Source organism: Xylella taiwanensis (assembly GCF_013177435.1).
Classification (GTDB): Bacteria; Pseudomonadota; Gammaproteobacteria; order Xanthomonadales; family Xanthomonadaceae; genus Xylella; species Xylella taiwanensis.
The window spans coordinates 1,957,845-1,970,907 of sequence record NZ_CP053627.1 but is presented as its reverse complement, the minus strand read 5'-3'; the positions used below and the strand labels follow the sequence as shown (position 1 = coordinate 1,970,907).

Here is a 13,063-nt window from a genome sequence, read left to right as displayed (position 1 = left end):
TTGTATACAGAAAAGGAGTTCTTTCACGCCACTTAGGTTGTAAAAGTAACCTTATGTCGGTGACCGTACCCTGGATGGCGGTGTCACATGCATCGGGTCTAAGGAGATGATGGAGCAGGTTGCTGTATTCCATGTTCATGCCATGCATCGCCTTCTGTGACAGGTACTTGAGGAAGGTTCCAGCTTCAGGGTGCTTTGCTCATGAACATGCAGTCATACGAGCTCTGTTGTATAGGCTTAGCATTTGGTTGATGTCACCTGTATTTGTGAATGGACGGTTACCGGACACGTCGTCGGTGCAACCATCGAATGTATGGAACGAAATCAGATTGCAGACAGATGTATGTTGACAATCGATGTCCAACGCTCTTCTTGACAGAGTGATACCGGGTACAGGTTGATCGAGAGGCTCCTCATGTCTGAAATCCGATGCGGGATAGGGTGCATTGGGTGGGATGCCTCCTTTGGGTGCAAGCCGTGGTCGCAGATCGATCTGCTGTGTTTAGTCCAAGCGTGTTGGTAGGTGAATGATGTAGCGATGGCGGGTGCGGATGTTGACGCTACCCGGCGGCAAGATATGTTTTTGATGTCTGGCAATGGGTAGGCAGGCCTTGGCCCAGGTCGACATTGCTTGAGTGTGTGGGTTGCTCACGATGATCTGTGTGTCAGGCAGCACGTATGGAAAAAGGTGGGGTGGCTGCTGGGAACGGTGCGCGGTGCCAAAGCGTTGCTGCAACATACAGCGACCTCAGATCAACCAGGATCGCGGGTGGTATCGATGTGCATTGTGCTCAAACTGTCAGTCAGGCCGAAGGCCAGCGTGACCGGTACAAATTATGGAAAAGCTTGTACCGGCGTACGGTTTTGTCGCATGCATTGTTCAGATCTCAGCCAAGCAGCGGCATGAACGCTATTAATGTGTACAGCACGATATGGGAAGCTGGATGTGCTTGATTGCTTGAGTTCCAGGATCGGTGCCTCGCAGGGGTGTAGGCGATTCAGGGACAGCGGCACCGATGTCACGCCCCTTGATCAGCCTTAACGGACCGCGCGGCCGTCTATCTCTTTAATTCTCTCAGGATCAACCCGGTCACCAGGACCAGGTGGAGCGCGGTCAGCCAATACACTGCAGTCAGATGCCTTGGGGGGTGTCGCACTGCTGCTTGGCTGCTCCTGAGTCATGGCGCCGGGGGGCGGGCTAAACGCCATGGTGTACGGCTGTGCGGGGGCGCGTATGTTTTAACGTGTCATGTCAATATAACGTCATCACTCGTGTGTCACGGCGATCGTTGCGACTGTTCCAGTAAGGTGTGTCGGGTGCGGCTTGATCGAGTAGGCCATGCGTATGTGACGTGATCCCAGTGGAAGGTTGTATTGGCATGCGACCACCACGCCAGGAGGTGCTGTGGCCGATGAGTGCTTCACTTTACTCAGCGTGTTGGATGATTTCTGTGCTGGCCAGCTTTCTTTTTGAATCTGGGGCAACCATATGGCCTGTATCTTGATCGGGTGCGTTTCAATGGAGCGTACGTGGTCACGCTTTGCTTGGCCAGGAAAATACAGGCATCGCCAAGTGTGGCGGTGAAGTCATCATGGGGAGTGAAAACGAAGGATATGATTTGGAGGGCGTCTCAATGCTATTGCACGATTTTTACGAGTAAATACGATGTCTCAAATCGGATGTTTTTTTGAATATCACAGTAGCTGTTGCGATGCTGTCTCATATTCATCGATTGATATATTTATTTCACATTTAAGTCATAGGGTTCATTCATGATCTTTGGTGCATCTTCAAATGCAATGGAGTATAGAATTGTGAATGTTATCAAATTAACCTCACTTTCATTATTTTTTCATACCCATTGCTATCGATGGCCCCTATTGTGTTGCTGAGAGCGAAGCTGCTGAAGAGTATTGGACTGATGAAAGAATGCGTGCTGCTACACCGATGCCCGGGTCAATCATATCGGAAGAGCAATGATCCAGAATCCAAGCTGAAGAAAAATTCAAAAGTGCTCTGCGGAATAACAAAAAACAAAAATCAATAGTCACAGAAGCATTTCCTAATATGGATGGAGAGAATGAGGGTGACTCTTTTCCAGCCATGAATACTACAGCCGGCGTTCCTGCGTCCTTTCTGGATGGAAGATGCCGATTCCCACAAAGATGATGCTTCCACGGCTCAAAGTGTTACCAGCAATCAAGTGTTGATGACAGCGGTCCACTGCTTGATGAATCTACAAGGATATTGGCGTACTCATGTTACTTTTGCTCCGCGTATTCGTGGGAAGGAGAGGTTTAAAAATTCAGGAACATCCTGCAAAGCAATCTTCGGTGGCTGGCTCATTGGAGGTGTTGAGAGTCATGTGTAGAGATGATGATTTTGTTGTTGCAAATCGAGGGGCCCTGGCTGGTTAGGATTGAAAACGAACATCCCCTGCTTGGCCTGAATTCATTTCATTTTCATGAGGGTACTACTCATACCTAGTGAGTAAAGCCTTTATTTGATAATAATGTTTCTGATGTTTTAAATACAGTAAAGAATAACTCTTATATAAAATAATATCTTTTGATGTGCCATCTGGAAGATGGAGTACTCGTCTTGCAGATGGTGAGTGACATAATATGCAGCACGCATCAATGCAATGGCATCCTTTTGCAGATACAGCGTGATCATATTAAAAAGCCAAACAGGTTGTAAGTGATGGGAAAGGAATTGGTAAGTGGTCGAGATGATATTCGTAAAACAGAGTGTTTGATGAACTCACGTATGATCTGAATTTACAGGTCGCATTTTTCATTTTGATATCGCAGTGGCACTACTGCTGTGTCCAATGGATGATGGTGAGTTTCAGGTACATCTGATCCTTGGTGGCTGTCTTTTACGGTATACGTCCTGTGCAACATGATGGTCTGCATGGCGTGGTATGCACTTGTAAATGTTAGCAGTGCTAAGCGCCAAGATAACAGTACGTATCCTCGTCATGTTGTCGATACCGAGCTCAGTGGCTCCATTGAAGGCGCTTGTTGTAGCGTTTACTTCACCACTTCCGGTAATCCTTTGAGAGCTGTCAGCTTGCATTGTGGGGTGTTTTTTCTCGTCATGGTTATCCTCATTTGATTGATTCATCAAAGCGTTGTTGCTTGCGGTCGTCAAGAAAGCAAGCAGAACTAGCGCTGTGTCGAACGGCGCATACGGTGCGTTTGAATGTTGTACGAGATGAGTGGGGTCGAGGTGCTGTCTGTAAGACAATTTCAGTGCAGCTCCAAGGCAGTTGCAGCGTGAGGTGAATCAGTTTTTTCGAACGCTGGGATGTTATCTGTTTAACCAACCGTGTTTGGATTGGTACTTACGTAGTGATCCAAGACGGGATGCATCCCGGGAGTGTTGGTACAAATGGACATCATCGACATGGATGGACAGGGTGAATGTGAGCGCCGCGATGCAGCGTTGCCAGATTTCACCGCGTGCAGTACGGCTGCGGCGTTCGATCCGGCATTGCCATTCCAGGTTCAGCGTACTTTTGACAGTGTGGCGGCCAAGGAGGATGGGTCGTGCGGTCACAATGTGCTGATCCAGCGCATGCGTGCCTCACTGAGGGAGGCTGTTGCTGTTGAGTTGTCAGTCGGCGCACGCCTCATTGACTTGGGGTGTGGTACCGGTTTGGATGCACAGGCGTTTGCACAACACGGTTATCGCGTGTTGGCGACCGATGGGTCTGCTGCGATGGTCGCACGCACCCGCCAGCGTGCGCAGGAAGCCGGTTTAGACGCTCGGTTACGCGCCGTCGCTGTCGGGATTGAGCATATCGACCAGCTGCGTGGCGAGTTCGATGGTATCTATTCCAATTTCGGATCGCTGAACCATAGTGCGAATTTGCCGGCGGTTGCTGTCGAATGTGCACGTTTGTTGCGCAGCGATGGTTGTCTGGTGTTTGCGGTGATCGGCCGTATTTGCCCCTGGGAGATGAGCGACGCTACGCTGCGTGGTCGTCTCATGCGTGCCGGTATGCGTCTTGCGTGCGGTGCGACGGCGATGCATGTGAACGCTAATACGCTCTGGATTCGGCGGTATCTGCCGCGTGAGTTTTATCAGGCGTTCGCGGCTTATTTCTCCTTGGAGTATTACCGTCCACTGAGTGTGTTTTTGCCGCCTCCTTATTTAGTGGATGTGTACCAGCACTATCCCGTTTTGGGTAAGTCCTTGGGGTGGTTGGATGATCGGATTGGCACGTGGCCATTGCTGCGCGATATGGGCGATTACTTTCTCATCGTGATGCGTAAGCGTTCGACGTCTTGCTATGTTTGATGAGCCGGGTGCTATCAATTTGCATGGTGTTCTGCCGGGGCATGGCACAAGGGCATTTGTGTCTGTGACCGATATCGGGTCATGGCCGTATGCGTGTGGTGTGTCATGGTGTTTGTGGTCCCCGGGGCGTGTTGCATGAGTCTTTGTCGTGCTTCAGGTTGGTTGCTGGATAACGGCGGGTCAGGCGTTGCGTCCGATTCTGGGTATTGTCCCGGATAGGTCATGCGAGTGCAGTGATGCTGGAGGAGGAGATGTTGCAATCGACCTGTGAGTGGGATGCACGCAATGGCGATGCTGTCCGCACACTCAATCATTGATGACATCAATGGATGTGCGGCGGCGGATCGCTTGGTTCCTGTGTGACGTGGGTGGAGTCAGGATTCCCAGCGAGTAGAGGTCCGCTCAGGTGTATGCGTAGGTGCAGTCAGTAAGTACTTCATGGAGTAGGTAGGCAACAAGAGAACCGGGGATACAAGCACGGCGGTCAAGATGCGGTGTGATGGAGTCGTTCTTCTTTGACGAGTCCAATGTGATGGTGATGTTTACGGTACTTTGATTGTGTGTGTGAGATCGGCGTACATCTGCGGCGGTGCCAGTGGTGAGGGGCTAGCACGGCTTGAATCGGTCATGCCAAGTGAAATGTTAGTTTCGAGTTGCTGTGTTTGGACAGTATGTCCCTGCATCGTGATGTCGTGTTGCTGCCGCAATATGTGTTGTGTCGGTGGACGATACATCACGATGCGGTATTCGCCGTGGTTGCGCAGAGACGTTCATCTGTCACGTTGATAGCGTCATGGATTGTTGCAGCTTGGGGATGTTGTCATCGTGCGTAATCGCTCGTATTGGTTATTTTGATGCTGGCTTGTGTCCGATATCTGCAAGGAGGAAATTAATGTGGATTGGGATTGCTGAAGGTCTTTTTTCGCCGACGGGTACTTTGATTGCGCGATATCCCTACCGTATATGGTGGTTGCCTGATTTACCGGAACATCAATAAAGAAATAAAAAATAAATAAATAAAAAGTGTCAAATGCATTTGCTGTGGTTATTTATATTTTTCTTTAGAATCCGTTTTCCAGGACTGGGACCCAGGATCATGTTGCTGCGCTTATTCAAGCCTATGCCGATGTGCGATTGAGGTTTTATGGATGGTGCCATGAGGGCGCAGTACCGATGACTCATCGGTGATACCTACTTTGGATGCTGACGAACATGACGTTACCGATGAACCGTGAATTGATCTATTTAATCTTGATTTTTGCCCTGTTGGTGATCCCGCGTGCATTGCAGCGCTTTAAGATTCCTGCGCCGCTGACGTGCCTGTTGTTTGGAGTTGGCACGATGCTGGTCATGGGGGGGCGGCCACATGATGATGTGATCGTCCTGCTGAGTACACTGGGGATTTCTTCGTTGTTTTTGTTTGCCGGGTTGGAGGTGGATCTGCAGGCATTGCGGCGCGGGCTATGGCCGTTGGTGGCGCATTTGCTGATTTATAGCGTGGTGCTGTTCTGTTTGGGCTGGTTGGTGTGGCGCTACGTGGGGTTGACCTGGCAGGTCGCTGGGTTGCTGGCGTTAGCGCTGTTGACCCCATCGCCTGGTTTTATCATCGATTCAATCGGGCGTTTGGGCTTGAACGAGCACGAGCGTTTCTGGGTGGTGAACAAGGCCATTGCCAGCGAGCTGCTGGCTTTGACAGTGTTGTTCTTCGTTCTGCAGGCCTCCGACCCATGGCAAATGGCGTTGTCCAGCGGTGTGTTGGCGGTGTTGTTGGTTGGTTTGCCGTTGTTGTTTGTGGCTTTGGATCGCTGGGTGGTGCCGCAAGCGCCAGGCTCGGAGTTTTCGTTGCTGGTCATGGTTGGCATGATCGCGGCTTATGCAACCTACAAAATTGGTGTTTATTACTTGGTGGGTGCATTCATTACTGGGTTGATTGCGCGTTTGCTGCATCAGCGTATGCCGCATTTGGCTTCGGAGGAAAATTTGAATGCGGTGCGCCTGTTTGCTTCATTCTTCGTACCATTCTATTTTTTCAGGGCCGGCACCAATGTGTCGCCCGATGCACTGAGTTTTGAGGCATTGGGGCTGGGTATCTTGATCACAATGGTGGTGTTACCGCTGCGTATTGCGGTGATCTGGGTGCAACGGCGCGTCATGTTCGGTGAGGACTTCCGCTCCAGTTTACGAGTGTCTTTGGCATTGGTACCGACACTGATCTTTACATTGGTATTAGCTGGTATTTTGCGTGATCGTTTTGCGATTCCAGAGGTATTGTTTGGGGCGTTGCTGTTGTATGCAGCGTTTACGACATTGTTGCCATCGTTGATTTTCCGCGTGTTGCCGACGCCAATTGAGCCTTCACAGTCTGGGGATCAGCCGCCGCGGGCGGCATGGCCGTCATCCGGTATGGGGGGTTGATCTCATGCTGGTCCGTGTGGTTTGAATGGCAAGCGTGCGTGGGCGGGTAAGCCGGGTATGCCATCGTGCAACTGGTAGAACACCATACGTTGCCTCTTGATCAAAGCATCCCAACCCTGAACTTGCCTGGCTTGGGATAAATGACACATGCGCCTAGATTTCGAGGCGCTGTGTTGTCGTTGGACTTGAAGTATGGGCAAGGATGATAGCGATGTGATGAGTGTTGTTTATGTGATGGTTGGGTGTAGCGATGCCAGAAGGTGATGTCATCGGGAGGGTGGTGTTTTTATCCGATTCCTCAACAGATCCAGCTCCGTGATGTGCTGATCCATGAAAGCTATGCTAGGTGTGATTTGGTACAGGTCTTCGTATGGATGCGACGCTGCCAAACGGCATGCTAAGTACCATGTGTTGCATTATTGTCTGTCAGTGCAGATACGGTTTGTAGTGAGACCGTCACTGCAAAAAATAAAAGTATGAGCACGATTGCACGTGGTGAGTTCCGCATCGTGGATGGGTCCATCAAGGGGTTAGCAAAGGGCTGAGGTGCCCTGGGAATTCAGCGAGCCTCTTTGGTTGGATGAACGTTAGAAGGGCAGGTGAGGGCGTGTCTGGTGCGATGTTTGGGATGAGCGCGGGTGTACGGCTGTCAATCCTGCCAGTGTGGTTGGGTACGATGTGATTATGGCAGTGGTGTGTTGGAGATGATTTCTATCCAGTAGCCATCCGGATCTTTGATGAAGGCGATGTCTTGCATACGGCCATCGGTCAGGCGTTTTTGATAAGGCACTTGCAGCGCATCGAAACGGGCGCAGGCGTTGTGGAGATGTGGCACAGAAATGCAGATGTGGCCGAAGCCGCGCGGATCGCTGTTACCGTCGTGGTAGATCTGGCCTTGTTGGGTTTCGGTGCCGTGGTTGTGGGTCAATTCAAGTACCCCAGGAATACTGGACATCCATAGTCGGCGTTGGGTGTCATTGTCAGAGACGTGTACCGTATCTGGTAACAGTGCAAGGAAGTACAGGCTGAACTGTGCTTCGGGGAAATGGCGTGTATCGATCAGGCGGAAGCCGAGGATACGAGTATAGAAATCGAGAGATGTGGTGATGTTTTTGACTCGCAGCATGGTGTGGTTGAACACGAAGCCTCGAGTTTCGTTCGCCGGTTGTGGCATGGTCTTGAGCTGATCTTGGAAGTTTTTGGGGTGCATTGGAAGTTTCTTGCGGAAAAAGTGGGTGTGTTTCCGGTGAGCGTAGGTGTGCTAAATCGTTCTAAATAATGAGTTATTAGGATATTTGAATGCTGTATGTGTTGAATGAATCGCTTAATCACTCACATCTAGATGCGTGTGACTGCAATGCGTGAATGCTTTAAGTCAAGTTTGCTGCCCTTTTCAAGAATATCTCTGGTGATTCTTGGTCGTCTGTGAAGCCGGAAGATGTGTGGGATCTTGCTGTTTTTACGTTTTGCATTGTGGTGTGTTTGCTGTTTCCGGGTGTGCCTGCTTCCATCTTTTTTTCTGAATGAGTTCGTGAGAACGATCTTTCAGTGTTCCGATGAGGTGCCGATATGAGAGGTGATAAGCAGGAACAGAACGATGTGTTGTGGGTGTGGAGGCGGTTAGCATGACTGATGCGTAAGGGTGGCGTATTGCTATCTCTGTTTGGGGACGCGGTCTTCTTTTGAGGTTGTTGATGTCATGCTGTACTGGTGTTCAGTGAAGCAGGATGAGCGTCGCCAAACCGAGAAAGCTTAGGAAGCCGATCACATCGGTCAGGGTGGTCAGAATGACGCCTCCCGCTAGTGCCGGGTCGAAGCCCAAGCGCTTGAGTGTCATGGGGATGATGACGCCGCCTAATGCGGCGGTACATAAGTTGATCGTCAATGCCGAGCCGATCACTAGCGATAACAGTGGCTGTTTGAGCCAAAGCAACACGATCATGCCCAAACTCACGCCCAGGCAGATGCCGTTGATCAAGGCAACAGTCATTTCCTTCTTGAGTAGCGGTAACACGTTAGAAGTGCTGATCTGGCCCAGTGCCAGGCCACGTATCATCAGTGCCAGGACTTGGGTGCCAGCATTGCCTCCCATGCCGGCAACGATCGGCATGAGCGCGGCCAGTGCTACCAGTTTTTCGATGGTGTATTCAAATTCGCTGACAACATTGGCGGCGATGAATGCAGTGCATAGGTTGATACCCAACCACAGTAAGCGGCGCCGGAATGCACGTCGTGCCGGGCTGAACATGTCCTGGTCATCGCTGAGCCCCGCTGCGCTCATTGCTTGGTGTTCGGCTTGTTCGCGGATGATGTCAACGACGTCGTCGATCGTGATGCGGCCGAGAAGGATGTTGTTTTCGTTGACGACTGGGGCAGAGAGCCAGTCGTGATAAGAAAATTGACGTGCAACCTCTTGAGCCTGTTCTTCGATGCTGATGGCTGGTTGTTCGTTGTCGATTAAGCGGTTAATCGGTGTGTCGGGCTCATGGGTTACCAGCGTTGCCAGTGAAACGCGGCCGAGGTACTGGTGGTGGCGGCTGACCACGTATAGGTGGTCGGTGTGGTCGGGGAGCTCGCCACGCAGGCGTAGATAACGTAGCACCATATCGACATTGACGTCGGCACGTACTGTGACTGTGTCGGGGTTCATCAGGCGCCCGGCACTGTCCTCAGGATAGGAGAGTGCTTGCTCGAGCCGTGTGCGGTTTTCACGGTCCATTGACTTGAGTACCTGGTCGATGACCGTGTTGGGCAGGTCATCGACCAGGTCTGCCAAGTCGTCGATGTCCAGGTCCTCGACTGCGGCGATGATTTCGTCTGTGTCCATTGCCGCGAGTAAGCTCTCACGTACCTCGTCACCGACGTGCAGGAGGACTTCGCCATCGTCCTCCTGATCAACCATGCCCCATACGACCTCACGTTTTCCTGGGGGCAGCGATTCGAGCAGGTTACCGATCTCTGCTGGACTGAGAGTATTAATTAAGCGACGTATTGGGCCGAAACGACCGCTGTCCAGGGCGTTGGACAGCAGGCGCAGCTGGCGTGCGGTCTTGTCGTGGTGGACGGTTTCGGCCATGCGCGGTTCCCGGCAGAGGAGAGAGAGTGTTCCTACAGGATAGGGCGGGACTCAATCAGTCTTGATTATGCTCTGTCAATATGATGACGAAACCAGCATCAGTACTGACATTATTCCGGCGTCGTGTTGGCATAGGCCGTCAGCCACTTTTCGATGGTCTTCCGGTTGTGGGCGCGGAGTAGTTTAGTTGCGTTTGTTTTCAGTACGCCCAGGTCGCTGGCGCGGATCGTGCGGCGTACTTCAAGCAATGTGGCCGGATGAAGACTGAATTCTGTGAGACCGAGTGCTAGCAGCATTGGCACGTAATATGGATCACCAGCGATTTCACCACATATGGTTACCGGGGTGGCATGTGTACGTGCGGTGACGATGATCTGAGCGAGCACTGCCAACACGCCCGGGTGTAGTGGCGAGTACATTTCTCTGATGGCTGCATTGTTGCGGTCGGCAGCCAGCAGGTATTGGACCAAATCGTTGGTACCGATCGATAGGAAGTCGACTTCCTTGATAAAGCTGTTCAGTGCGATGGCTGCGGCCGGTACCTCGATCATCGCGCCTAGTGGGATCTGTTCTGCAATGTCGTGGCCTTCGGCTCGCAATTCTATGCTGAGGGCTTTGATTTGCTGTCGCAGGAGGATGATCTCTTCCCGGCAGCTCACCATCGGTATCAGGATACGTACCGGCCCGTAGTTGGAAGCGCGCAGTATTGCTCGTAGTTGTGTTTTGGCGACTGCTGGACGTGCTAGCGACAGGCGTATCCCACGCAAGCCCATTGCTGGGTTGTCTTCGTTACTGATGGTCAGGCCGATACAGTCGGTTTTATCTGCGCCCAAATCCAATGTGCGGATCGTGACGGGACGTCCGTTCATACGTAGCACTGTGTCGCGGTATGTTTGGAACTGCTCTTCTTCATCCGGCAACTTGCTGCGTTGCAGGAACAGGAATTCGGTGCGGTATAGGCCCACACCAGCCGCACCCAGCACGTACGCTTGGGAGATGTCGTCCAGTGATTCGGCGTTAGCCTGCACCAAAATGTCGACGTTGTCGCGGGTGCGGCTGAGTTTGGAGCGTAGTTGTTCCAGCTCGCGTTGTTCTTTGGCGCGTTCGCGCAGCCGGCTACGGTAGTTGCGCAGGTCGTGCGGCGATGGATTGACGATGACTTCACCACTGCTGCCGTCTATGATCAACATGTCGCCGTTCGTGATCTTCTGTAGCAACGTGTCTCCAGCACCAACGATCAGTGGCAGGTACAAGCTATGCGCCAGGATGGCGCTGTGCGAGAGTGTATTGCCAGCCGCGATGACGATGCCAATAATGCCTTGCGCTTGTAGTTGGACTAATTCGGATGCGGCGACGTTGCTGCAGATCAGAATCTCGCCTGCCACACTTTTGGGTTCGGGGGAGTGTTTTTGCAGGAAGGCGAGGATGCGTCCGATCACGTGATTCAGGTCGTCCATGCGGCTCTTCAGGTAGTGGTCTTCCATGGCCTCGAATGCTGTGTTCAGGCGGTCGCGCTGCACCTTCAAGGCGTATTCGGCACTGTAGCTGTGCGTACAGATCAGTTCGTGCAGGCTCCGTAGTAGCTCCGGGTCGTCGATCAACAGTGTGTGCAGGTCGAGAAACTCGCTGACCTCGTGCGACAAAGTGCCATGCAGATGTTCGCGCAGCAGGTGTATTTCCTGACGTGCTGCGTTCATGGCTTGGTAGAGGCTCTGTAATTCGGCATCAGTGTCAGTGATGTACTTTTCCTTGATCTCCATCACGTTCATCTGACGCACCCAGGCGCGTCCCAGTGCAGTGCCTCGTGCGGCGCCGTGGCCCTGGATACGCAGATTCACCTGTGTATCCAGTGTGTGTGATGGACTGAGCCGAGCATGTTTATCTGTCCTCGTTGAAGCGGTTTTCGAACAGTTCTATCAGCGCTTGCATTGCTGCATGTTCATCTTCACCGTCGATCCTTACCCGTATCACAGTGCCTTGGCTGGCGGCGAGCAGCATGACCCCCATGATGCTTTTGGCGTTGACCTCGCGTCCTTTCGTCGACAATGTCGCGTTGCTCTGAAAGTGCGACATTGTTTGTACCAGTTTGGCTGTGGCTCGGGCGTGGAGCCCTAGTTTGTTGGGTACGATTAGTTCGTGTTCAAGCATCGTCAATGATTGCTCCGTTCCGGGTTGCGGCTGCTGCTGTGGCGGGCAGGTCTTGTAGGCTCTGTTCTGGGTGGTTCATCACGCGTAGCAGCATCGGCAGGCTCAGTGCTGAGATCCGACGCACGGGTGTGTCTAGCTGTGCTAGGCGGTGTGCGAGGTTGCTCGGACTGGCGCCATACAGGTCGGTCATCACTAACACACCCTCGCCGTCGTTGACTCGATGCATCGCTGCCGATGCTTGTGGCAGCAACGTATCCAGGTCAGCATCTAGCGGCACTTCGAACGCTTCGGTTTTGAGAGGTAACTGTTGTAATAATGCGGTAGCCACACGTAACAAGGCGTGGCCGATGCCGGGATGAGTGATTAAAAGAATGCCACAGGCCATAGGGGAACGTTAACAGGGCGGTGTTGCTTGACCATAGGCGTTGGTGGCGTATGCGCCGATGTGTGTGCGGGGTTGTTTCGGGTGTATATGGTACAGGCAGGGATTGCACATGCTTAGGTTGGAAAGTGTTTGGTGCTGTTGTCATAGTGTTTTGAGTCGAGTGCCGCTGCGTATGGAACGAACTTTCCACGCTATGTGGCCGTGATGATGAACGACCGCAAAACTTCTTAGGGTGCTGGTGTTTCGTTGTTTTCACTATCTTGATGCTTGATGTTTAGCAACACGGTACCTGTTGCTTCAATATGCATAATCGCATGTGCTCGTTAGTGCTGCTCAGAAATATCGAATGGGAGGTTTGATCCTGTCGGGGATGGTGGGGGAAAGCTGTCCAGGAGAAGGGGCATTTCTGGAGGATGTGTTAGGCCATTTTCTTGATTTCGTCGCAGGGGTTATGTGAGATGGACTGGTGGGCGAAACAGTCAGTTTCATGTGTATTATTTTCAGGGGTGCTGAAATACTTTGAGGGATTTTCCTTAATAGAGTGTTGTACTGGAATGTTGTTTGAGCATCGGACGATGCGCACATTTTCTCCATGAAGCACAGATTGAACGCATTCGCCACCTGACTCTTGGAGCGGCCACTGCTTCAGGATGCACAGCATAGATGTTCCAGTACTTCGCGGACTTTGGGTAATAGCTGAGCCATCTTGGCGAGCAATGTTGTGTGGGCA

At 51.9% G+C, this 13,063-nt stretch carries 10 protein-coding genes; 2 read left to right on the top strand and 8 right to left on the bottom strand.

Going from position 1 to position 13,063, the window contains the following annotated elements:
- Window positions 1–502: 502 nt before the first annotated feature.
- The 3 genes from PLS229_RS08465 to PLS229_RS08455 form a co-directional block, all read right to left on the bottom strand.
- A complete protein-coding gene (locus PLS229_RS08465) occupies window positions 503–739 on the bottom strand; it encodes a hypothetical protein (RefSeq protein ID WP_038271471.1) in 237 nt (78 codons plus the stop codon).
- 299 nt (window positions 740–1,038) lie between these two features.
- Window positions 1,039–1,209 carry a hypothetical protein gene (locus PLS229_RS08460; protein ID WP_160165189.1) on the bottom strand — a complete coding sequence of 57 codons (171 nt, stop codon included), beginning with the start codon at window positions 1,207–1,209 and terminating at the stop codon, window positions 1,039–1,041.
- A gap of 1,642 nt (window positions 1,210–2,851) precedes the next feature.
- Entirely contained in the window at window positions 2,852–3,082 is a 231-nt protein-coding gene (locus tag PLS229_RS08455) for a type II toxin-antitoxin system MqsR family toxin (protein ID WP_230428292.1), read from the bottom strand.
- Between the two features lie 315 nt (window positions 3,083–3,397).
- Here PLS229_RS08455 and PLS229_RS08450 point away from each other — a divergent pair, with 315 nt between their 5' ends.
- Both PLS229_RS08450 and PLS229_RS08445 read left to right on the top strand, forming a co-directional pair.
- Window positions 3,398–4,309: a class I SAM-dependent methyltransferase gene (locus PLS229_RS08450; protein WP_038271469.1), complete on the top strand. Its 912-nt coding sequence runs from the start codon at window positions 3,398–3,400 to the stop codon at window positions 4,307–4,309.
- Window positions 4,310–5,521: 1,212 nt separating this feature from the next.
- Window positions 5,522–6,724: a cation:proton antiporter gene (locus PLS229_RS08445; protein WP_038271467.1), complete on the top strand. Its 1,203-nt coding sequence runs from the start codon at window positions 5,522–5,524 to the stop codon at window positions 6,722–6,724.
- A gap of 682 nt (window positions 6,725–7,406) precedes the next feature.
- On the opposite strand, the gene gloA is transcribed toward PLS229_RS08445, so the two are convergent.
- The 5 genes from gloA to PLS229_RS08420 all read right to left on the bottom strand — a co-directional run bounded on the left by gloA (window position 7,407) and on the right by PLS229_RS08420 (window position 12,333).
- Entirely contained in the window at window positions 7,407–7,934 is a 528-nt protein-coding gene (gene gloA, locus PLS229_RS08440; protein WP_051482336.1) for a lactoylglutathione lyase, read from the bottom strand.
- 504 nt (window positions 7,935–8,438) lie between these two features.
- Window positions 8,439–9,800 (bottom strand): magnesium transporter, encoded by a 1,362-nt coding sequence (gene mgtE, locus PLS229_RS08435; protein WP_038271466.1) that lies wholly within the window; start codon window positions 9,798–9,800, stop codon window positions 8,439–8,441.
- Window positions 9,801–9,910: 110 nt separating this feature from the next.
- Window positions 9,911–11,638, bottom strand: coding sequence for a phosphoenolpyruvate--protein phosphotransferase (ptsP, locus tag PLS229_RS08430; RefSeq protein ID WP_038271465.1), 1,728 nt, complete (start codon window positions 11,636–11,638; stop codon window positions 9,911–9,913).
- 40 nt (window positions 11,639–11,678) lie between these two features.
- On the bottom strand, window positions 11,679–11,948 hold the full coding sequence (locus PLS229_RS08425) for an HPr family phosphocarrier protein (protein WP_038271464.1): 270 nt from the start codon (window positions 11,946–11,948) through the stop codon (window positions 11,679–11,681).
- A complete protein-coding gene (locus PLS229_RS08420; protein ID WP_038271463.1) occupies window positions 11,941–12,333 on the bottom strand; it encodes a PTS sugar transporter subunit IIA in 393 nt (130 codons plus the stop codon). Before PLS229_RS08420 ends, PLS229_RS08425 begins: the two co-directional genes overlap by 8 nt.
- Window positions 12,334–13,063 lie beyond the last annotated feature (730 nt).

Excerpts from the sequence above, each read along its gene's own strand:
- PLS229_RS08465 (WP_038271471.1), bottom strand. The coding sequence starts at position 739 with ATGTTGCAGCAACGCTTTGGCACCGCGCACCGTTCCCAGCAGCCACCC.
- PLS229_RS08460 (WP_160165189.1), bottom strand. The coding sequence starts at position 1,209 with ATGGCGTTTAGCCCGCCCCCCGGCGCCATGACTCAGGAGCAGCCAAGC.
- PLS229_RS08455 (WP_230428292.1), bottom strand. The coding sequence starts at position 3,082 with ATGCAAGCTGACAGCTCTCAAAGGATTACCGGAAGTGGTGAAGTAAAC.
- PLS229_RS08450 (WP_038271469.1), top strand. The coding sequence starts at position 3,398 with ATGGACATCATCGACATGGATGGACAGGGTGAATGTGAGCGCCGCGAT.
- PLS229_RS08445 (WP_038271467.1), top strand. The coding sequence starts at position 5,522 with ATGACGTTACCGATGAACCGTGAATTGATCTATTTAATCTTGATTTTT.
- gloA (WP_051482336.1), bottom strand. The coding sequence starts at position 7,934 with ATGCACCCCAAAAACTTCCAAGATCAGCTCAAGACCATGCCACAACCG.
- mgtE (WP_038271466.1), bottom strand. The coding sequence starts at position 9,800 with ATGGCCGAAACCGTCCACCACGACAAGACCGCACGCCAGCTGCGCCTG.
- PLS229_RS08425 (WP_038271464.1), bottom strand. The coding sequence starts at position 11,948 with ATGCTTGAACACGAACTAATCGTACCCAACAAACTAGGGCTCCACGCC.
- PLS229_RS08420 (WP_038271463.1), bottom strand. The coding sequence starts at position 12,333 with ATGGCCTGTGGCATTCTTTTAATCACTCATCCCGGCATCGGCCACGCC.